Origin of the sequence: Rubinisphaera italica, assembly GCF_007859715.1 — a bacterium.
GTDB classification, from domain to species: domain Bacteria; phylum Planctomycetota; class Planctomycetia; order Planctomycetales; family Planctomycetaceae; genus Rubinisphaera; species Rubinisphaera italica.
In genome coordinates, this window is record NZ_SJPG01000001.1 from 2,218,532 (window position 1) to 2,239,277 (window position 20,746).

15 protein-coding genes are annotated in these 20,746 nt (G+C 47.6%); 10 read left to right on the forward strand and 5 right to left on the reverse strand.

The window, feature by feature from the left end; translation table 11 throughout:
• Window positions 1–58 precede the first annotated feature (58 nt).
• The 3 genes from Pan54_RS08415 to Pan54_RS08425 are packed head-to-tail and all read left to right on the forward strand — an operon-like array spanning window position 59 to window position 2,230.
• Entirely contained in the window at window positions 59–838 is a 780-nt protein-coding gene (locus Pan54_RS08415) for an enoyl-CoA hydratase (RefSeq protein WP_146503056.1), read from the forward strand.
• Between the two features lie 35 nt (window positions 839–873).
• Window positions 874–1,797 (forward strand): phosphate acyltransferase, encoded by a 924-nt coding sequence (locus tag Pan54_RS08420; RefSeq protein ID WP_146503057.1) that lies wholly within the window; start codon window positions 874–876, stop codon window positions 1,795–1,797.
• A 25-nt stretch (window positions 1,798–1,822) separates the two neighbouring features.
• A complete protein-coding gene (locus Pan54_RS08425; RefSeq protein WP_146503058.1) occupies window positions 1,823–2,230 on the forward strand; it encodes an HIT domain-containing protein in 408 nt (135 codons plus the stop codon).
• Window positions 2,231–2,587: 357 nt separating this feature from the next.
• Here Pan54_RS08425 and Pan54_RS08430 read toward each other — a convergent pair whose 3' ends face one another.
• From Pan54_RS08430 to Pan54_RS08445, 4 genes are all read right to left on the reverse strand, one after another.
• Entirely contained in the window at window positions 2,588–5,143 is a 2,556-nt protein-coding gene (locus Pan54_RS08430; protein WP_146503059.1) for a hypothetical protein, read from the reverse strand.
• Window positions 5,144–5,145: 2 nt separating this feature from the next.
• Window positions 5,146–8,541, reverse strand: coding sequence for an outer membrane protein assembly factor BamB family protein (locus Pan54_RS08435; protein WP_146503060.1), 3,396 nt, complete (start codon window positions 8,539–8,541; stop codon window positions 5,146–5,148).
• Between the two features lie 325 nt (window positions 8,542–8,866).
• The gene (locus tag Pan54_RS08440) at window positions 8,867–9,496 is read right to left on the reverse strand and encodes an ExbD/TolR family protein (RefSeq protein WP_146503061.1); all 630 of its coding nucleotides are present in this window, start codon (window positions 9,494–9,496) and stop codon (window positions 8,867–8,869) included.
• Window positions 9,497–9,615: 119 nt separating this feature from the next.
• Window positions 9,616–10,065 (reverse strand): ExbD/TolR family protein, encoded by a 450-nt coding sequence (locus Pan54_RS08445; protein ID WP_146503062.1) that lies wholly within the window; start codon window positions 10,063–10,065, stop codon window positions 9,616–9,618.
• Between the two features lie 299 nt (window positions 10,066–10,364).
• Between Pan54_RS08445 and Pan54_RS08450 the strand changes: the two genes are divergently transcribed.
• Together Pan54_RS08450 and Pan54_RS08455 are read left to right on the forward strand one after the other, a co-directional pair.
• Entirely contained in the window at window positions 10,365–10,973 is a 609-nt protein-coding gene (locus Pan54_RS08450; RefSeq protein WP_146503063.1) for a superoxide dismutase, read from the forward strand.
• 134 nt (window positions 10,974–11,107) lie between these two features.
• Entirely contained in the window at window positions 11,108–12,190 is a 1,083-nt protein-coding gene (locus tag Pan54_RS08455) for a serine hydrolase domain-containing protein (RefSeq protein ID WP_146503064.1), read from the forward strand.
• 14 nt (window positions 12,191–12,204) lie between these two features.
• Here Pan54_RS08455 and Pan54_RS08460 read toward each other — a convergent pair whose 3' ends face one another.
• A complete protein-coding gene (locus Pan54_RS08460; RefSeq protein ID WP_165441672.1) occupies window positions 12,205–14,943 on the reverse strand; it encodes a protein kinase domain-containing protein in 2,739 nt (912 codons plus the stop codon).
• 516 nt (window positions 14,944–15,459) lie between these two features.
• On the opposite strand from Pan54_RS08460, the gene Pan54_RS08465 reads away from it, so the two are divergent.
• The 5 genes from Pan54_RS08465 to Pan54_RS08485 all read left to right on the forward strand — a co-directional run bounded on the left by Pan54_RS08465 (window position 15,460) and on the right by Pan54_RS08485 (window position 20,537).
• Window positions 15,460–16,167: a TIGR04282 family arsenosugar biosynthesis glycosyltransferase gene (locus tag Pan54_RS08465; protein WP_165441673.1), complete on the forward strand. Its 708-nt coding sequence runs from the start codon at window positions 15,460–15,462 to the stop codon at window positions 16,165–16,167.
• Window positions 16,168–16,239: 72 nt separating this feature from the next.
• On the forward strand, window positions 16,240–16,692 hold the full coding sequence (locus Pan54_RS08470) for a response regulator (protein WP_146503067.1): 453 nt from the start codon (window positions 16,240–16,242) through the stop codon (window positions 16,690–16,692).
• Window positions 16,693–17,275: 583 nt separating this feature from the next.
• Window positions 17,276–17,725: a D-aminoacyl-tRNA deacylase gene (dtd, locus tag Pan54_RS08475; protein ID WP_146503068.1), complete on the forward strand. Its 450-nt coding sequence runs from the start codon at window positions 17,276–17,278 to the stop codon at window positions 17,723–17,725.
• Window positions 17,725–18,831, forward strand: a complete 1,107-nt coding sequence (locus Pan54_RS08480) for a class I SAM-dependent methyltransferase (RefSeq protein WP_146503069.1) — start codon at window positions 17,725–17,727, stop codon at window positions 18,829–18,831. Before dtd ends, Pan54_RS08480 begins: the two co-directional genes overlap by 1 nt.
• A 365-nt stretch (window positions 18,832–19,196) precedes the next feature.
• Entirely contained in the window at window positions 19,197–20,537 is a 1,341-nt protein-coding gene (locus tag Pan54_RS08485; RefSeq protein WP_146503070.1) for a DUF1501 domain-containing protein, read from the forward strand.
• The last annotated feature ends 209 nt before the right edge of the window (window positions 20,538–20,746 follow it).

Genomic DNA, 20,746 nt, shown 5'->3' on the forward strand with positions numbered 1-20,746 from the left:
ACAACTAATATTCATCTTCGTGGACCTAATGATTTAAAACGATGAGAGTAGTGCGACTATGAATGAAACCCCAATTCTACTCACTGAAACGGCTGAGGGAATCTGTCAGTTGATTCTGAATCGACCGGAACGAAGAAATGCCTTGTCGCTTTCTCTGTTGCAGACATTGCAGGCGGAATTGGATCGGATTGGAACAACACCGTCCATCCGAGTCGTTGTCATCTCTGCCAATGGGCCAGCCTTTTGTGCAGGGCACGATCTTGGAGAGATGGTTGAACGTCCATCCGAGGAATATCGGGAATTATTTGAAGTCTGTTCGAATGTCATGCAAATGGTTCGTCGGATTCCTCAACCGGTGATTGCGAAAGTGCAGGGGATGGCGACTGCGGCTGGTTGCCAGTTGGTTGCCGCCTGCGATCTAGCGGTCGCCACGAACGAATCTCGCTTCGCGACACCGGGTGTGAAAATCGGTCTGTTCTGCACAACGCCTATGGTGCCACTTGTCCGAGCCGTTCCTGCGAAAGTGGCCATGGAAATGCTGCTGACAGGGCAACCACTTTCTGCTCAACGGGCTTATGAAGTCGGTTTGATCAATCGGGTTGTCGAATCCAGTGAACTTGACGCCACAGTCGATTTGTTTTGTCAATCCATAATCGCTTCAAGCCCAATGACAGTTCGCGTAGGAAAAGAAGCCTTTTATCGACAACTTTCTCTGAGTGAGCCTCAGGCCTACAACGATGCTGTCGATGTGATGACAGACAATGTCATGAAAGCCGATGCTCAGGAAGGTATGCAGGCCTTTCTCGAAAAGCGTCCACCACAGTGGACCGATCAGTAGACAATAAATCCAACCATGCTTGAGAGCTTCCGTTAATGTCGAACCTGCCTACTTTTGAGACTTTGTACGAACGAGCCAGCCAGACGGAGTCACCAATTGGAGTGGCTGCCGCTGGTGGTGCCGATGAAACGGTCTTAACGGCCCTGCATCAGGCAGCCGCCTTTGGATGGGTGAAACCTTACGTGTGCGGATTGGAAAATGACATTCGATCATTGTGCGAGCAACTGAAACTGGATGCGACTCAATTTGAAATTGTCGATAGCGATTCGCCCGCTCAATCAGCTGTCGAATTGATTCATCAAGGCCATGTATCGCTGATGATGAAAGGTCAAATCGCGACTCCCGATTTGATGAAAGCCATATTGAATCGTGAAACTGGCTTACGAACGGGGCGTGCAATTGGGCAGATCGTACTGATGGAAATTCCGAGGGATGAAAAAGTCTTTCTCATGACCGATACTGGAATTTCCATTCGGCCGACGGTTGATCAAAAAAAAGATTTGATGATTCAATTGATCGAGACTGCCCACAAGCTGGGTTGCTCAGTTCCCAACATTGCCTTGATGGCTGCGACCGAAAAAATCAATGAAGCAATGCCTGAAACACTCGAAATGCCTGAACTCATCAGATTTTCTCAACAGGAATTTCCAGAGCAATGTCACGCTTCTGGACCGCTTTCGTTCGATCTGGCTTATCATGCAATCGCGGGAAGTCGTAAGGGAATTGAGGATCCAGTGATCGGCAAAGCCGATGGTATGTTGTTTTCCGATTTGCTCTCAGCAAACTTGACCGTCAAAGCAATAATGTACACAGCTAAATGTCAATTCGGAGGCATCCTCTGTGGCACTTCGGTTCCCGTAGTCTTCATGTCTCGTGCTGATGACGTCTCCACACGATTAAACTCACTGGCCTATGCTCTGGAACTCGTTCGAAATTCTCCCACAGCCTCCGCAACATAATTTCTCTCTTCAGAGCAACTCTCACATGAATCTACATCCACAGTTGCAAGCCGATTGTCATCTCCTGGGACACTACGATATCTGCACTGTCCTGCTCCATAAAAACAAAACGATCCCCTGGTTCATTCTTGTTCCGGAGATGGATCAGATTGATTTACTCGATCTGGAAGAAGAGACTCGAACATGCGTACTTCAGGAATGTCAACGAATTTCAAAGTACCTTAAGCAGACTCGTAATTTCCCCAAAGTCAATTTTGCGAGCCTGGGAAATGTCGTGCCACAATTGCACATTCATGTGATCGGCCGCCATCCTCAAGATGCCTGCTGGCCTGCTCCGGTCTGGGGGAATCTCAAAGAGACTCTCTCTTACGAACCGCGTGAAGTGGAATCGATCCGGGAGGAACTGATTCAGAATTATGGAATGAAGATGTAACTTCACAGGAGAGCGGAGGCGTAAATCGATGACAATTAATCGTGAACACTGAAGTGTTGCAAAAAGACAGAATTCATAAAGTTTACGAAGACGTTGTGCGAAATATCCAAAGCATCTTAACCCAAAGTGTCAGCAAGGGGACGGCTTTCGATTAATAATTCGGTTAAACTCTGATATCAAGTCGTGCCTGATATTTCATGTAATAACTGATCTGCGAAGCATAAACATCGCTTGTTTTGCCATCCCTTCAACAGGGATGGCATGCACTAGATCTCGCTGATCATAAATTCCACACGGGCTCCTCGCTGATGCGTCGGGTTATGAATTTATTGGAATTTGCAAAACTCCAATCATCATTCAATACGCTGGGGCAACAGGGTCAACCATCCAGTGGTCAATCGTTTCAAATGGCTCGATCAATTGCTCTGGTAAATTGCGGACTTCACGGCGGATCGTCATAAAGCGACGTGATTCGACAATTGGATATAACCACGAATTCACAATCATTTGATCCTGAAGTTGCCTTAAGTATATGTCGACATCATCCCAGTTCCGCGCGTTTTCCAATACCAGCAGGGTCGCTCTCACATAGGATGGAAACTTAGCCAGATCATCGACAATTAACCGGGAATGCAAACTCAGCAATGCTGGCAATTCATAATGTGGAGCCGACATACAGTAAGAAATGATTTCGACATCGACGTTCTCATTTGTCATTTCTGATTGCGAACTGACGGCATCCAACTCATTGGAAAATTCAATAAGTTTTGTGGGAATGCCGAGACGCTCCCACTTTTTTTTAATGACTTCGGCAAGATTTTGAGCATATTCATTTGGCGGGTAGCCTAAGCAGATCTCTTTCGGAAACTGAGGTGATTTTTTCAGCAATTGAACGAGAGCGAATGCCGAAAGCTCATCAAATTCAGGAAGATAGGGACTGGGGTGAAATGCGTGTGAAGTGGAAGGGCACAATGAACTGCTCAATTGATGCAATGGTCTTCCTGGGGTATCGCCAGGAAGCACGGATTCGATTAATTCATTGCGATCCAGCATCGAAAGTAATGCAAGACGCAACTCGGCTTGAGAACCGAGTCGGCCTTCAAAGTGAAATTTTAATCCCCAGTTTCTGGGGACAGCATATTCCTTCACAAAGAATCGCTGGTCACTTCGAATCATATCCACAAAGCGGGAAGGTGTTTCAGGTAGTACGTGGAGTTCATCACGAAGCAAACTCTGTAACATCGTATTCTGAGACTCAAATTCTCTGACATGAACTTCAACAATTCCACGACGCTCTGCAGCGACCCGCCCTACATGCGACCTCACAAACTGCCTGCCGGGCTTTTCAAATTCTAAAGGTGACTCCGAAGGTTTTTGTTCAAAATGACTCGACTGCAAAATCATTCCCGATTTCAGATCTCGATGCCGCAGAACTGCTGCCAATCTGGCCAATGGATGAGGTGTTTGCGACTCAAACTGAATCTCGAGTTCGTCTGGAGAGAGAATTTGTACGGTCTGAATCGAGTTGGAGTAGAGATCCTGATCTCGTGGCGATCGTTGTAAAGTCTCTTCCAGCAATACAGCCGTCAGCTGATGACTATCGACAACGGGTCGAGATTCCAGTGGCTGAGGCTTGAGTGAGATCTGCAATCGAATCAATCGCCCCAGATCGTCAGGCCGCCAGGTTTCAATGAATCGAGACTGAAATCTTGGGTAGCCCTCTGAAATCTGCTCGACATAAAACCAATGATTGTTCCGCAAGCTGTTCAGCACCAGATCCGTGCCTGAACCATCTTTTAACAAACCAACTTCGAGAGTTTGATAGCGTTCCTGCAGAGCCTTGTGACGTCGATTCAATTGGCTCGAATTCGGCCAGATCTTAACGCTGTGCTGAGCCCGCAACGAAGCTTCCCGATCAAGGTTTTGTTTTTTATCCTGCTCGGCCAGGTTCATCTGAGATTCTGCCAGTTCCAGCAGACGGGCCTGCCAATCTTCGGCTTTCTTATTCTTCGGGAACATCTGAAACGTTTGTGAGATGTAAAATCGTATTCGCCGATAATCGAAGCTTTGTAATGATTCCTCAGCAATTTGTTCCAGAAGTTCAGCTGCGAGAATTGGTAGTTGTGCATCTTCTCGATCAAACGGAAATCGACGTTTGATTAATGAAAAACCTCTGGTCCAGTCCTTGTTTTTCTGAGCGAGTCGAACTTCACTTCTTAAAAGGGAGCGTTCTCGTTCTATCAATCCAGGCCAGGGCAGGGGAGTGAGACGTTCCTGTTTTCTCTTCTCGTTATTCTCCAATTCCCAATGGCCAACGGCCGTCAATAATCGACGGGCGATTTCAATATTCCCTTGCAATAAAAGCTCATCGACTTTTCTCAGGCAGATTTCTTCGTGGTACAAAATGTAGTCCACATATCGCATGTGCAGCCGATAGTCATCCTCGACACCTTCCTGCTCGACTGCCAGGTAAATATAAAACTTATTTCGATATTCGCCCAGCCATTCGCTCAACTCCGGTTCGTTTGCAGGACGATTATTGAGCAGTTGCTTCTGCTCCTGCTCAAGCCAGGCCATTTGGTCTGGTCTGGGCCAGATCGCGGGAACCTGCAGGACACGATCTCCAATTAACACAATCCAGTCGGTCTTTTCGCCTTCGAGCAAGGATTGAACATCGGGTAGTTTCATGTCCTGAATCAACGGAAGTTGATCGGTATTCCTGGCCTCTGTTTTCTCAGTCGTTGTTTCTGTTTCGGTGGTCGGAGGATCCGGTTGTGCATAAATCTGGTGAGACGAATCGAATACGCTCATCCCGATCAATACCAGACAAATCAGGAATCGGTTTGAATCATTCCAGAGTCTGGTGCAAAACTGGTGAGTCGCTTTAAATGATGCTGATCTCGAGGAAGGCATGATTACTCCTGACCTTCCAGTTGAGTTTGCGAAATGGTTACGACAGTTCCCTCAATCAGTGCAAAGTCAACCTCTGTAGACCGCACGAGCGGAGGGCAACTGACTGCTGAGGTCAATTTCAGCGATTTGATAATCTGACCAGATTGAGAGTCAACGACGAATATCTCACCACTTTGCAGGCAGACCAGCAAGCGATTGTCAGAGAGCGAGATCACTTCGGTTGCCAGTGCAGATTGCTGCAAAGAAAGCGACCAGTTGGTTTGTTCTGCCTCCGTTGAAAGCGCAAACAGTTGATTTCCTTCAATTTCAATTAGCACATGTGGACCGATTCGTTGAGGACCACTTAATGGATTTCCAGGAAGAGTTCTTTGCCGAATCAGTAACAGCGATTGGTCATCAATTTCCAGTAATCGACCATCGCTGGTGGCAATATATATGATTTCGCCATCAACTTCGACTTGATCCACAATCGTGCTGTCACAATCAAATTGTCCAGTCACTGCCAGATGCCGGCGGGGATCTTCTCTGATCGTCAGTTCAATAATTGACTGACCGTTTGTGACTGCAATAAATCGTTCCCCAGTGAGAGAAATCAACTGAGAGACTCTCAGGGAAGGGGAGCCTTCGGCGTTCACTTCAGTAAACCAGGGATCGGCAACATCTTGAAAATCGGCCAGCGAGGTAAGATGAATTCCCTTTTGGCCTGCCCATAAAATATTATTGCCACTGATTGCTGGAGCGAACATGCATTTTTCCGGCAATTTCCCAGAACGTTCCACCTGTCCCTGAGGGGAGATGATTTTGACTTCATTCTCGTAAACAACGACCGACTGGCCAGTGCTTTCCTGCCTTACAAAATGAACCTGAGATTGACCTGTCGACTGAAGCGGTCGATTGCTGAAAAGAGATTCGGTTGGCTGTGTTGTTGAGAGCCGACCTGTTGTCTTTCGAGTCAACTGAAATATTCTCCCGGCCTGATCGATTCCAGTTGCAGAATTCGTCTCTGGAGAAGTTGGCAGGAATCCGACAAGGTCACAGGAAACATTGATACGCCAGTAGGTTTCATCCTGCTGTGAATCGTAGTGAAAAAATTGCGAGCCAATTCGCGGATCTTTCACTCCGGCAACGTATGCATGAACGCCATGCATTTGAATTCCCTGTGTCGCATGTCCAAGTTCGATTGATGTTTTTGTTTGAGCAAATGCATTGGTCAGCAGTGTCAGTTTGCGGAGATTTTCTCCCGCAATCAACACCCGATCTCCTTCAAAGGGCTTGAGATACAACCGGACATCGGCGGAATAGGGAACACTTGCGTTTGTAATCCGCTTCAGGAATGCATCTCCCGGATCATCGGAAAGTTGCCAGGCCGCGATCTGAGGACCATTCATCTCCAGAAACAATCGGTCTCCCCACAGCACGGGATGTCCGAGTGCTCTACCGGGAAGGCGCTCTGCGTGAACAATATTGAAATCCCACGCTTTCTCCAAAAGCTGCAGGACACGGATACGACCCGTTCGCAATTGATCATTTTCAACGACCAGTAAATTCTTTGATATGATCAGCGGACGCGATGTAATTGTCTGCGGAGCATGACCATAATAACGAACTTCCACACATTCCCAGGTTTGGCGGTCTATCAGATAGACAACATCCTGAGAACCGACACAGCACAATAAGCGGGAATCCAACTCCGCAGCTGGGGCAGAAAGTGGTTGACGAAACTCCAGAGACTTCATGTTCTCGCCGGAATCAGCATCGATGGCTGTGAGTTTCTGGTCTTCGGTAACGACATAAATCACACTTCCCGAAATTGTCGGCTCGACAGTGACAGGTGAATTGAACAAAGTATTCCAGAGTATTTCTCCATCACTGCAGCGAACGAGTGAGAGGCCATAATTCTCCTGGGTTGAGACGAGCCAGCAGTCGTACTTGACCGAGAGATCCAGCGGATCGAATGCACGTTTCTTTCCGGCTTTTGTTATCCACTTGAGTTGACCACTCATGCGTTCGACTGCAAAGCAATTGTTGTCAGAAACCAGCCAGACAGGTTTGCCATCGGCTTCGACATCGAGACGATTTGCCTGAAGATCGAAGAGATAAGTCTTCTGCAGTACAGGACCGGCTGCATCAGCGACAGAAGCGGGCTGAGCCTGCTCGACCTGTTTGACTCCCTTCAATTCAATTTCCAACGCCTGTTGAATACGTGAGGTAAATTCTTTCTGCTTCGAAAAAACGGGATACCGATTGACCGCATTTCGAAATATCTGAAAAGCTTCTGCGGATTGCTGATCTTTCAATGCTCGATCAAGTTCATTCAGGCTTTTCTGTTTGACATCAAACTCAAGCAGGTCCGCAAGTGCGCTTCGTTTACCCTGAGCAATCTCCTGCTCTTCGGCTGCATCGGAACCATCGGTCGCTTTGAAACGTCCAAACAGCTGACGGCCTTCATCTCCCAGTTTGACAAATTCAGGATCGTGCAGTCGGCTGGCCTGCCGATATCCTTCCAGCGAGACTCGACGAGAATAAGTCGCCAGCAGGGGATACCAGTCTCGAAAATCCTCGCGGGAGCGATGTCGTTCGACAAAGACACGGATCGCTTCAATGGCAGACATCAAATCGGCTCCTGCACCCGATAAGGTCTTGTCGATTTCTGAGAGATCGCGTTCCACACGAGCCGTATCTGCTAATTTATGAGTCGGGAAATCACTCAGAAATTTTTCATACTTGATAATCGCCTGAGAAAACTTTTTCTGCTCGCGATCCTCTTTGGCAGCCTGGTAGGACATCTGGGCAGACTGTCGACCAATCAGCAAATAGACACCGCCGGCTGCCAGAGACAGCAGAATGGCGACGATGGTCAGTGTTGTCACCAGTGGAGAACGAGCCGCCTCCCGTTCCCCCGGACGTCGCGAGCGTGTCAACCAGGCTTTGACAGATTCTTCTTCTTTGGCTTGAATCGGACGTGAAAGTTTGACTTGCTCCCGGACACTATTTTTATCTTGGCGACTCTCTTTGACAGGCTTGCTGGGCTTCAGTTTACTTTTTTCCTCTTCAACGTTTTCAGTTTCAATCTCTTCAGAGGAGGGATTGATGAGTTCGACCAGATCTCGATCAAAAAAGATCAGTCGGGAGTTTGCAATCTCGATCTCATCATTGTTCCTGAGCATTTTATTGCGCAGATTCTGACCGGAGATCACGAGATCAGACTCACTCGCACTGGAGATTTCGTAGCAGTTCGCCCGCTTATTCCAGAGAATTCTGGCGTATAACACTGGCATATCGTCATCATCAATGATAATCACATTCGAGGAATGCTGACCAATCGTGACCGGTTCTTTTCGCGTCAACTCAAGCTGACGGATGAGCTCCTTTTTATGATAAATGTCCAGATAAGGCATGGCAATCGCAGTGTTACACAGTTGTTTGTTACGCAGTCTTTGAGAATCGTGTTGGAATATCTTGTATACGAAACATGAGTTAACAATCTACCTCAGTGACACTTAGCGTCAGATTGCAACATGCGAATTCAAAAAACTCAGTCGACTGAAAGTGAGTACGTCTATTCAACTTGATCATATTACGACTAATTTGGGGGGACGATCCGCTTTAGCGGAAGCCCCCGAAAGTTCAACGATTCGGGGACTTCTCTACGAGAGCGCCCCCAACACTCTTGTTGGAATGACTTTTTAAGAGGATTAGATATTTAATTATTGATAGGCAATCTTATTCATTCGACATCACACCCCAGCGAATGCGCTGCAGTCCAATTTCCTGAGCCGCATCGATCACCTGAACGATTGATTCATGATGCGAACGTTCATCAACGGTAATAATCACTTCATTCTTCGAATCCCGGGTACGGACGTCAGCGAGCAGTGTGGGAAGTTCCCGAAAATCCTGAACTTCTTCGGATTCAATAAAGAAACGATTTTCGGCATCGATTTCGACAAGAATCGATTGGTTTTCCAGCTCTTCGAGCGGTTGAATCGTTTGAGAAGCTCCTTCCTGATCAGGATTGGGCGGGGGGACTTCAATTGATTTCTCAATGGAAAATGAAGCCGTCACCATGAAAAAAATCAGTAACAAAAAGGTGACATCGACCATCGGAGTCAGATCCATCTCCTCAAAATCAGTTTGAGCCCTCCGTAATTGGAATTCTTCTTCCTCTGCATCCGATGAGTTCTCGGCTGTCGCCAGAGTCTTTATTCCCGATTGATCCTTCTGAGTATTCTGTAGATTTCTTTCAGGCTCTGAAACGATCTCTTTCTGGTTAGGTTTCAAAGAAACTTCAGCATTATCTTCAAGCAGCGGGACCGGAGTTTCGCTGCCGCAACGCGGACAGGTCGTCAGCATTCCTGCTTTCTTCCTGCTGATTCTCATCAATTGCTGACATTGCTGGCAACGAAACGTAATCGGCATTAGGTCTCAGTCGTTAAGTAAAGTAAGACGATGATTCATTTGAAACAGGTTTGTCATTGCACCTGAGTCTGATCGCTGACAGCATAATGGAAACGCACATCGCCAATGGCCTGCAAACGCTGCGTCAATTGCTTGATATAACCAGAGGGAATTGTTCCAGATGCCTTCACGATAATTCCTGTCTTTCCCGCTTCACTGAGCTGCTTCGCGTATTCGACAATTTCTTCCATCGACATCTCTGGAGCCGGAGGATCTCCAGCCATGAGGATGGGAATTCCGTCGCGGTCGATCACCGAGACAATCACATTCTCATTGCGACTGACTCCGGTTCCGTGATGAGCCACCGGCAATTCTATATCAGGAGCGGATTGCATTGTTGAAGTGACCATGAAAAAAATCAGCAACAGGAATGTCACGTCAATCATAGGCGTGATATCCAGGTCGGCTTCATTTCCGAAGCGTTTACGGGAGGGAAGTTCAGAATTGAGAAAGCCTGAGTTCATATGAAATTCGCATCAGGGAAAATTGAAATTCGTTTATCTGTAAGTAGAAACGCCAAAGAAGTTGTTTGATCTGCGAATTTATCTAAAGGGAATCAAAAAATGTCCGAACGAACAGTGCCATCGCCCTTGTGAAGTTTGTAGACCCTTCTAAAATCGAGATAGGTCAGGGCAAAAATCCCGGGTTGGGATTTGCCAAACTTAAAATGGACCCAGTACGAATGAATCGACTTCAATCATACTGATATGATTCAGGTTACATTCTATAGTGACTAACAAACCGTGTCGAGAAAGGACAACGAATGGCTTATTCATTACCACAACTTCCGTATGGCTACGATGCACTCGAGCCCCACATTGATGCCAAAACGATGGAAATCCATCACACCAAGCACCATCAGGCATACATCAACAAAGTGAACGACGCCCTTGAAGGCCACGCCGATCTGGCAGGCAAGTCGATCGAAGATCTGATGAGTGATTTGAGTGCAGTGCCCGAATCGATTCGCGGAGCGGTCCGCAACAATGGCGGCGGGCATGCGAACCACTCACTGTTCTGGACCATCATGAGTCCGAATGGTGGTGGAGCTCCAAGTGGCGATCTCGCAGCTGCCATCGACAAGAAATTCGGTTCTCTCGATGCCTTCAAAACCGAATTCAGCAATGCCGCTGCCACCCGCTTCGGAAGTGGCTGGGCCTGGTTATCTGTCAGCAATGGCGAACTGGTTGTGGAAAGCACACCAAACCAGGACACTCCGCTTTCAGAAGGTCGTACTCCGATCTGTGGACTGGATGTCTGGGAACACGCTTATTATCTGAACTATCAAAATCGCCGTCCCGACTACGTCTCCGCATTCTGGAACGTTGTCGACTGGGATGCCGTCGCGAAACGCTACGCCGACGCCAAGTAATTCGTTGATCGAAATGATAATGAATGTCACTGCTGGAAATTCTGGCAGTGACATTTTTTCATGCCTGCTGGCATATCGCGAAGAACGTGCGTCAAATCGATAAGTAAATTGCACACCACAATTAAGGTTTAAGGATGTTTAATCGTTTTCAACAGGTCGTCGAAGAGGGGATTGCTAAAAATCTGCATTATGGTGTTCAACTGAGCGTTTCGGTCGAAGATCAAATCTTCGACGAAGCTTTTGGAACCATTGATCAAAACATTCCATTACAAGCAGAAGATTCCCTGTGTTGGCTCTCGGCTGCCAAGCCGATTACTGCTGTAGGAATACTGATTCTGCAAGAACACAATTCGCTATCCATTGACGAAACGCTGGGAGAAATTTTACCTCAGTTTCAGAATTCACAGCATGCTTCGATCCCTCTCAGGAATTTGTTAACTCACTCTTCGTCTTTGAGGGAAGTTTCTGTTCATTGGCCGGAAGCTTCCTGGCCGGAAATCCTGGAGACGATTGCCAACTCGCAACCTGTCGAGAACTGGAGTGAGGATAAGTCCGCTGCTTATCTCCCCTCGACCAGTTGGTTTCTACTCGGAAGTGTGATCGAGCAGCGTTCCGGTCAATCGTATGTCGATTTCATCCAGCAGGAAATTTTGAATCCGGCTGGTATGCAGCAAACCCGTTGCATTGCTGATTCGTCTCACGCATCCTCTGCACATGAAGTTCTGCTTTATGATCGTGTTAAAGGACAACTGGAGTTGAGTCCCTATCTGGAACGAATGAAAGCGTTAAGCCCCTCTCCCGGTTCGAGCTTTCGAGGCCCGGCAGCCGATTTACGACTTTTCTTTGACATGCTGCGTTCCGAAGGGAAAGGGGAGTTTGGTCAGGTGATTTCCCAAGCTTCTATTGATCAGATGGTTCTGAGACATCGAAAAGGACGAGTCGACCAAACATTACAGCATATTGTCGATTATGGTCTAGGAGTCATTCTCGATTCAAATGAATATGGACCTCAGACCGTCCCTTATGGATTTGGCACTCAATGTTCCACAAAAACATTCGGGCATGGGGGATCGCAATGTGCCATCGCCTTTGCCGATCCTGTTCGTCAGAGAAGTGTGGTCATTGTTGCGAATGGTCGTCCCGGAGAAGGGCAGCATCAACGGCGATTTCGACAACTTCTCGAAGCACTGGAACTGGATCTGAAGTCTATCGATTAACAGTCAGCCGTCATTTAAGGAGATACCGCACCGACGTAAGGTTTGAAGCCAGATTCACCGGCGACTCGCCCCTTACCCTGATCAGGTTTGAGATAATTACCTTGGGCAGGATCGGTATTTTTCAGTGTGATGTCCTGCACATCGAATCGAGCATTTTCCGCAAATATTGTGGGAGAATTGTCTGACTCGGATTTGCTGCGGGTGGTCCAATTGAAGGAAGCTCCGGCTGGATTCGCACGCAAGGAAGCCGTTAAACCGCTGGCCTCTCCACCATTCAGAACAGAAAAATCGGCCTGCTGAGAATCGATAAACAGATTCCGTGTAATGACCATGTCATCGCTGGTTGCAGAAGGGATAGAACGCATCACGATTGCCTGCTCGCATTGATGGAACGTATTGTTTCCAATCGCGAGTGAGACCAGTGTCGGATTGCCGGGATCGATAAAAATACCTCGGCCAAGCTTTTGAAATGTACACTCTTTAATATCGAGCCAGCGAACAAAATCGGATTGCAATTCAATGCCAGTAGCGAAAGGGCCTTCAAACTGACAACGGAGCAGTTGCAGACTTTCGCTGGTCGCGTCGCCAGAGCGAACCACAATTCCTTTGGCAGAAGCGTTTGATGTATTGAACGAGCAGTTTTCTACTTTCACAACGGTGGTGAATAATCCAGCTGTTCCAGCCAGGTCAATTCCCGTTTGATTGAAGTTAACAATTCGGGAATTTCGTATGGTTACGCCTGGGCAGGTGTCCTGAATTTCGATGGCGACGGAAGCTCCCGCAGCATCGAATTCGATATTCTCCAGCACGAGGCCTTCGACGTTATCGAGCCTGAGTAAGGGTTGAGATCCATCCCCTTTCCAGACAACTTTCGAATCCGATTCGCCAATGATTCGCAGTTTTTTCGGGAAATTGAATGAGGGTTCGAGGATCTCCACCGTTCCAGAATATTTGGCATCTGGCTTGAGAATAATTTTGCGTTCATCCTGGAACGAAAGTGAGTCATTGTAATTCTTCAGGTATTCAATCGCTTCGTTGATGGACTCAAATGTTTCTCCTTCACCGACCGTCATGTTGACACCCACAATGGGCACTTCCTCGGTCATATTGGGAGATTCATTTTCAGGTTCCTTCGCTTCCTTTTTCGGTGGAGCCTCCGCCTGTCCAGGTCCCTTTTTGCTATCCCCACCTGAAAACAGATACATGGGAAGCAGGATCAGAGCGAGAACCGCAGCTGCAATTCCCCCGTACAGAGCAGGTTTTTCTTTGGCCTTATCCAGGATCGTTTGTACGGATTCCGGGAGGGATAAACTCGAATGGCCTTTGATTTCCGAATTCCGTTTGGCGACCGAACTGATCGGCTTGGAAACTTTTGAAGAATTGTGAGTCGGAGAGATTTTCCGATTCGATTTCGGCGTCGGGCTGGTCTCTAAAGGCATTTCAGCGGGATTAACGCTCGATCCATTATCGGGAGTCTGTTTTTTTTGTACCCCCGATTTACGTCCCGGAAAACCGCTTAACATGCCAGAACCACTGGCTGGCTTGAGACCTGAACCCGGTTCCTCACTTCCAATCATCGTCAGGAAGTCACCAAATTCATCAGTCGAGGGGGCATTAGGTATCGGAATGTCGGGGGCAGCGGGTTTTGCATTGGTATGTGGTCTCGAATCCCATTGACGTTCGTGATCTTCAAGCCATTGCTGATCTGCATTGTTAACAATCCAGTTTTTTAAATCCTGAGCAACAGCCTCGGCATTCTCTTGCCGATCTTCCGGCTTTTTGGCCATCATTTTTTTCAGGATGTCGAGCAAGGTTTCAGGAACATCCTGTCGATATTTGGTGACCGGAGGTGGTTCTTGAGTTTGATGGGCCATCAGCCGTTGGGCGAGGCTACCCTGCTCGAAAGGGGCGTGCTTTGTCAGCATGAAGTAGAGAGTGCAACCCAGGCTGTAAATGTCTGCTCGATGGTCGACATTGTGGCTGTTAATCGCCTGTTCGGGGGAAAGAAAGTCCGCAGTACCTAAGACTCGCTCATCGTGTTGAATCGTCAGAGAATTGTCATCAGTTTCATCGAAGAAACGGGCCAGTCCCATATCGAGAATTTTGACCGTCCCCTTCAAATCGAGCAATAAGTTTCCCGGTTTAATATCTCGGTGAACCAAACCGCAATCGTGGGCATGTTGCAGCCCCGTCGCCGCCTGCCGAATATACTCGGCAGCATCAATAGGAGTGAGCGGACCTTCCCGCATGATCACCTGATGCAGATCTCGGCCTTCCACATATTCCATCACCAGGAAATGAACGACCGATTTGCCATCGCTGAATTGATCGACATCGTAGGCACGCACGATATGGGGATCATCCAGTGCCGCAGCTGCCTGAGCTTCGAGATGAAATCTTCCCAGGTAGGAAGAATCGTCAACTCGGTTTGCAGGAAGCACCTTGATGGCACAGCGTCTTTTCATAAGCGAATGCTCGGCCAGATAAACCGCACTCATACCGCCTCGCCCCAGTAAACGGAGCAATTTGTATTTTCCGAGAAAAAATCCTTTATGTTTGCCAGCCAGTAATTTCTCAGCTTGCCAGGCGGTGACATCGCCCGCGTTGATGAATGCCCGTGCAGTCGCCTTGGAATCATTCAGATCGGTTTCTGAAGATTCCAACTCCGCGATTCGCGTCTGAAAGGCCTGATCGGTCATCAGGCCGCTTTTTTTAAGGGCATCCGAAAACGCGTTCATTGTTAAGGAGCTCATAGGTATCGTATCCATCCCGGTTGTGGCCTCGAGAATACGAGGATAACTTCCAGACTGAAACAAATATAACTGTCTGCTCAAAGAGCAGAAAACAGATTCTTTCGATTTGACAACTGTTAATGATTATCAAGATTTATCAATAACTCGGATAAAGAGCCTGAGTTCAGAGAAAACATTGATCATCATCGACAACTTTAAATCATTTGACTCGAACGAGTTTGTGGATAGGAGACTTCAGGATCGAAGACAATTCCGATCAAATTCAATAACTCAAATATCGGCTTAATTGCCGGGATACTCCGACTGCATAAGGGTTGAAAAAACTGTTACCAGAAAAATACCCAGTCTGAACAACCCGCGCGAATTGAATACTCATGTTAAGAATACGTTGATATGAGCCAGAGTTGCAATTGTTTCAAGAAGTTTTTCGCAAGTTTATTGAGACCGAAGTACAATCTTAACCTTAATCTATTTTAGACAATTATGATCACAATGGATCAGAATTCGAGGGTAACGATGAATTTTCCTCATCAGGAAACGGTTTTAGGGGTTTTTGTAAAGCATCCCGAACCGGGGAAAGTCAAGTCGCGACTGGGGGTAGAAATTGGTTACGAAAATGCAGCCAGTCTGTACGAAGCCTTCGTCGCAGACATTATCGAACGATTTGGTCATTCGGCAGATCGGCTCATTCTGGGGTATACTCCCGATAACAAAACAGCACTCGACTGGCTCCTGCAACAGGGATCGAAAGATGCTGTCTACTGGCCACAGCCAGATACGGATTTGGGAAAGCGGATGGCAAATTATTTCCACTTCGCATTCGAGCAACACGAAACGAAGTCCGCGATTTTGATTGGCTCCGACAGTCCCACCCTGCCGGTTTCACACCTCGAACAGGCTTACGAATGGCTCTTTTCGGTCGATTGCGTGCTTGGGCCTTCAGCAGATGGAGGCTACTATCTGGTTGGGCTGTCTTCCCCTCAGCCTGAAATGTTTGAGGGGATTGAGTGGAGCTCATCGAGTGTTCTTGAAAAGACGGTCGAACGCATCCAAGAGCTTGGGCTTTCGATGAAACTCCTGCCTCTCTGGTACGATGTCGACGAAATGGCTAACTTACGGATGCTTCGAGGGCATCTTCTCGCCATGAAACTCTCTGGCCGAAACAACTTGCCTCGCAGAACCGAAGAGTGGCTGGCTAACTGGTCGGAAGCCTCTGGAGATTGAATCGCTCCCGGCTACGACCTGAATCAACAATGATGACATTATTGGAATCCCAGGAATGATGGGAGTTAAGCGATGACTGAAGAGATCAAACCGAATCGAATTTTAATTGCCGACGACAATCCGCAAAATCGAGAGTTGATCGAAGCCTATCTTGCCGGTTGCGACTATGAAATTGCGATGGCTGAAGATGGTCAGGATACAATCAGACAAGTCACGGCATTTGAACCTGATTTGTTATTGCTCGATATCATGATGCCCAAGATGAGTGGATTTGAAGTTTGTCAACAACTCAAACGAGATGAAAAAACTGCCGATATTCCCGTCCTGGTTATTACGGCTCTGCGTGACTCAGCTGATATCGAAAAGGCGGTCGAAGCTGGGGCAGATGATTTCCTGTCCAAGCCGATCAACCGACTCGAATTGATGACCAGAGTTCGTTCATTACTGCGCGTCCGGCATCTGACTAACGAGCGAGATCGCCTGCTAGCCTATCTACGCGAAATGGAAAAACCATCGGAAACTTAATCAATCCAATTGGGTGGCTGGGGCCGAAACGCAGCGATGTCCCCCGGGTGATCGATGAACTGAGAGTTTTCGAGACACGTACAGCAAGCGACTAAGTCAAACACATGAGAACAAACTCATTTGCGATCCGCGCTTGTATAATCAAAGCATCTGATTAAATTCGTGAGTGTTCGAATTCATTCGAGCTAAATGTTACTCATGCTCTGTTCCAACTAATAATCGGGTATCGCTGACTTCATCAATCTGCCGTAACTTCAGTTATAGATACGACTTGCAATAGTAAAGCCAGTGTCACACATCCCGAAGTTTCAGTCGGAACAATCCAATAATCTTATTTTATACCTCGCTCCCAATGAAAACCGGAGAAATTCAACAATTTGTAAGAACACAGGTTCGTGCCAGAGATTTAACGGAAAACAATCAAACCCGGGTGGCGGGGGCGCTCTCGAAGAGAAGCCCCCGAATGATTAAACGTCCGGGGGCTTCCGCTGAAGCGGAGCGCCCCCGCCACCCGGGAAGACCTTTTCAAAATGTCAAAGGAAATCCGGTTTCCAATTGGAACAGGGTTTAAGTGTAAAATTTAATGCGAGCGGTCATTCAGCGTGTCTCCTCTGCCTCCGTTGAAGTCGAAGGAACAATAGTCGGGCAGATTGAACAGGGATTGCTGGTCTTTCTGGGAGTTGGGCAGGGGGATAGTCGTAAGGAAGTCACCTGGATGGCTGAGAAGATCGCCTCGTTAAGAATTTTTGAGGATGCTGATGGCAAAATGAATCGTTCGCTGGTCGAGACCGGGGGCTCTGCATTGGTCGTCAGTCAGTTCACTTTGTATGGTGACTGCCGTAAAGGTCGCCGACCAAGTTTTATTCAGGCGGCTGCCCCAGAAGATGCGAATCGACTTTACCGGGAATTTGTTGCCGAAATCCGTGGTCACGGGATTCAAGTCGCGACTGGTACCTTTCAAGCAACGATGCGAGTTGCCAGTATGAATGAAGGCCCTGTAACAATGCTCATCGATAGTGAAAAACGGTTTTAATGCCCAGGAAATACTCAAAAAAACGCAACCCGCCTCCCGATCCGGAATTTGACGAAATTCCCTACATTCCTCCCCGACCGGAAGAGCAGTTACTGATCCAGCATCTGGCCTCCTTGCAGGCCGAGCGGATACTTTGTACCAGCCATGGGCGCGGTCAACTGGCCGGTTACCTGGCCAGTCAAAATCCCGATTCCCAAGTCCAATGTCATTATCTGGATAGTCATTACGCTGCTTTGTCGAAAACCTACTGGGAAGAAGCCGATCATCGTCCGGAAATCATTTGCAGTCCTGATTTACCCGATCAGGAATATGATGTTGTCTGTGTTCCCGTACAAAGGCAGGGGAATGCGGAGCTCACTCGGGAAATGCTTCAGCAAGCTTATCTTCAACTGGCCGACAAAGGCATGATGTACTGTGCCGTCAACACCCCTCAGGATCGCTGGTTGCACGAGCAGATGCAGAAACTTCACAAAAAGGTCACCCGAAAGGTTAAAAAAACGGGAGTGATTTATTCGGCAACGAAAACTGGACCACTGAATAAAATCCGAAATTTCACCAGTCATTTCACTGCGAAAGTGAAAGAACGAGAACTTGAATTTGAAACCCGGCCAGGAGTTTTTTCACATCGGCGACTCGACCCAGGTGCCTGGGCACTCATTCGATCGATGCAGGTGAAAAAAGGAATGCAGGTCCTTGATCTCGGCTGTGGCTGCGGGGCTGTGGGAATCGCGGCCATGTGCTCTGCTCCGAATGTCAGTATAACTGCTATTGATTCCTATTCACGTGCGGTACAATGTACTCAACACAATATTGAGAAGAATCTGGATGCTGCAGAGCAAAGTCGGTTTACGATTGTGCAAACACACTCCGGAGAATTCCAGCATAATGGTCAATTCGATCTCGTGCTGGCAAATCCTCCATATTTTGCCAACTTTAAAATCGCCCAGTTGTTTATTGAAACCGCTCTCAATGCGATGAAGCCGAATGGGAAATTCTTTCTCGTAACAAAAATGCCTCACTGGTACGAAGAACATTTGCCAGAATACTTTGCAGAGATTCGGATCGATCCGCAAGGAGATTACTCAATCGTCAAGGCAAACAACTAACTGAGTGTCTAATAAGCGAAACTTCAGTTTTTTTATTTCAGCCGGAAAAAATATCGCAGATTCTTGCATTTAGGCAAGTAGACTGTTGACATTTGCGTGAATTGATATGTACACTCAAAAAGGTTTGTTAGGCTTGATGCATTGTGTCGATAAAATAGAGTAGTGCAAATTAAACAGTAACCTCCTTTAACCCACCCCAAGCCTTCTTCAACCTTCCTTCAAGATATCTCATTGACCGGGGGGTCAACGAAATATCCTTACCTGACGGGGACACATGGCCTGAGAGTCCTTTGGCTTTCAAGTTGGCTTATGTATTCCAACCGTGAATCGGAATCCAACCTCAGTTTACCTCAAGGAGATCACGAATGGGTCACTCTAAGTCTTATCAGGATACTTGTAATCCTTCGCATTTTCGCAAATTGTCGCGACGTGGTTTTTTGTCAGTCGGTGCAATTGCAGGTGCCGGACTGACACTGCCCGATTTGTTCCGTCTCCAGTCTGCACAGGCAGATCTCAAAGACTATTCAAACTTTGAGGGAACTGCGAAGTCAATTATTCATATCTACCTGCCCGGTGGAATGGCACATCAGGAATCATTCGATCCGAAGCCTTTTGCTCCGATTGAATACCGTGGTGAGATGAAGCAAGTCAAGACGAAGATTCCGGGGCATCTGTTTGGTGAGTCTCTGGTAAAAACTGCCAATGTTGCTGATCGTATGACCGTCATTAATTCGATGACTCATGGCGAAGCGGCTCACGAGCGTGGCACTCATAATATGTTTACCGGGTACCGTCCGAGCCCTGCCTTGCAGTATCCAAGTATCGGTTCGATTGTCAGTCACGAGTATGGCCCACGTAATAATCTTCCTCCTTATGTCTGTATTCCAAATCAACCAAATGAATTTGCAGGGACTGGCTACCTCAGCTCTTCTTATGCGGCTTTCAGCCTGGGGAGCGATCCAGCATCTGCTGGCTTTAAGGTTCGCGATCTGGATATGTACGCAGGAATCGATGATTCCCGCTTCGCCACACGCCGCAGTGCGTTGGATGCAGTGAATGATCACTTCCGCTCTCTAGAGAAATCCGACAAGATTTCCGCGATGGATTCTTTCTACGAGCGAGCTTACTCTTTGATCAGTTCGCCACAGGCTCGTGAAGCGTTTGATATTGAAAAGGAAGATGGCAAGTTGCGAGATGCCTACGGTCGAAACCAGGCCGGTGCTCGCTTGTTGATGGCTCGTCGTCTGGTTGAATCAGGTGTTCGCCTGGTAAACCTGACCTATGGCGGCTGGGACATGCACAGCAATATTGTGAATGGCTTCAAAGGGACTATGCCAGCATTCGATCAGGCATTCTCAACTCTAATTACTGATCTCGAACAACGTGGTTTGCTGGACGAAACACTCGTCATGGTTTCTTCTGAATTTGGTCGTACACCTAAGATCAACAAAGACGCCGGTCGAGATCACTGGCCGAAAGTCTTCAGTGTTGCTTTGGCAGGTGGCGGAATTAAGAAGGGCTATGTCCATGGGACCTCAGATGCGACAGCAACTGAGCCGGATCTCGATCCAGTTAGCCCCGCTGATTTGTTCACGACTGTCTACCATGCTATGGGGATCGTTGCGGACAAAGAGTTGATGGCACCTGGTGATCGTCCAATCGAAATTGTGGATGGCGGTAAGGTCATCAACGAAGTTCTTGCTTAATCAAATAAACAGTCCCCCAGCGTAGTCAATTAATGGACTTACGTTGGGGGCTTTTTGATAGATGTCGATCATTTTTGGGTTCAGTTGTTCTGCAATGCAGCACTGCATCCTGATACATAATGACCCGCCAGGAGCCTGCTAAAAGGCGTTTTTTGGTAAAGTAGGTCTTGCGTTACGGTCAACGATGGCCGTATCGGCATGTTGCTAAT

What these genes read in the sequence shown, in the direction of transcription:
- Pan54_RS08420 (WP_146503057.1), top strand. Translation starts at nt 874, where the DNA reads ATGTCGAACCTGCCTACTTTTGAGACTTTGTACGAACGAGCCAGCCAG.
- Pan54_RS08485 (WP_146503070.1), top strand. Translation starts at nt 19,197, where the DNA reads ATGGGTCACTCTAAGTCTTATCAGGATACTTGTAATCCTTCGCATTTT.
- Pan54_RS08470 (WP_146503067.1), top strand. Translation starts at nt 16,240, where the DNA reads ATGACTGAAGAGATCAAACCGAATCGAATTTTAATTGCCGACGACAAT.
- Pan54_RS08445 (WP_146503062.1), bottom strand. Translation starts at nt 10,065, where the DNA reads ATGAACTCAGGCTTTCTCAATTCTGAACTTCCCTCCCGTAAACGCTTC.
- dtd (WP_146503068.1), top strand. Translation starts at nt 17,276, where the DNA reads ATGCGAGCGGTCATTCAGCGTGTCTCCTCTGCCTCCGTTGAAGTCGAA.
- Pan54_RS08440 (WP_146503061.1), bottom strand. Translation starts at nt 9,496, where the DNA reads ATGCTGACGACCTGTCCGCGTTGCGGCAGCGAAACTCCGGTCCCGCTG.
- Pan54_RS08430 (WP_146503059.1), bottom strand. Translation starts at nt 5,143, where the DNA reads ATGCCTTCCTCGAGATCAGCATCATTTAAAGCGACTCACCAGTTTTGC.
- Pan54_RS08435 (WP_146503060.1), bottom strand. Translation starts at nt 8,541, where the DNA reads ATGCCTTATCTGGACATTTATCATAAAAAGGAGCTCATCCGTCAGCTT.
- Pan54_RS08480 (WP_146503069.1), top strand. Translation starts at nt 17,725, where the DNA reads ATGCCCAGGAAATACTCAAAAAAACGCAACCCGCCTCCCGATCCGGAA.
- Pan54_RS08460 (WP_165441672.1), bottom strand. Translation starts at nt 14,943, where the DNA reads ATGAGCTCCTTAACAATGAACGCGTTTTCGGATGCCCTTAAAAAAAGC.
- Pan54_RS08455 (WP_146503064.1), top strand. Translation starts at nt 11,108, where the DNA reads ATGTTTAATCGTTTTCAACAGGTCGTCGAAGAGGGGATTGCTAAAAAT.
- Pan54_RS08465 (WP_165441673.1), top strand. Translation starts at nt 15,460, where the DNA reads ATGAATTTTCCTCATCAGGAAACGGTTTTAGGGGTTTTTGTAAAGCAT.
- Pan54_RS08450 (WP_146503063.1), top strand. Translation starts at nt 10,365, where the DNA reads ATGGCTTATTCATTACCACAACTTCCGTATGGCTACGATGCACTCGAG.
- Pan54_RS08425 (WP_146503058.1), top strand. Translation starts at nt 1,823, where the DNA reads ATGAATCTACATCCACAGTTGCAAGCCGATTGTCATCTCCTGGGACAC.
- Pan54_RS08415 (WP_146503056.1), top strand. Translation starts at nt 59, where the DNA reads ATGAATGAAACCCCAATTCTACTCACTGAAACGGCTGAGGGAATCTGT.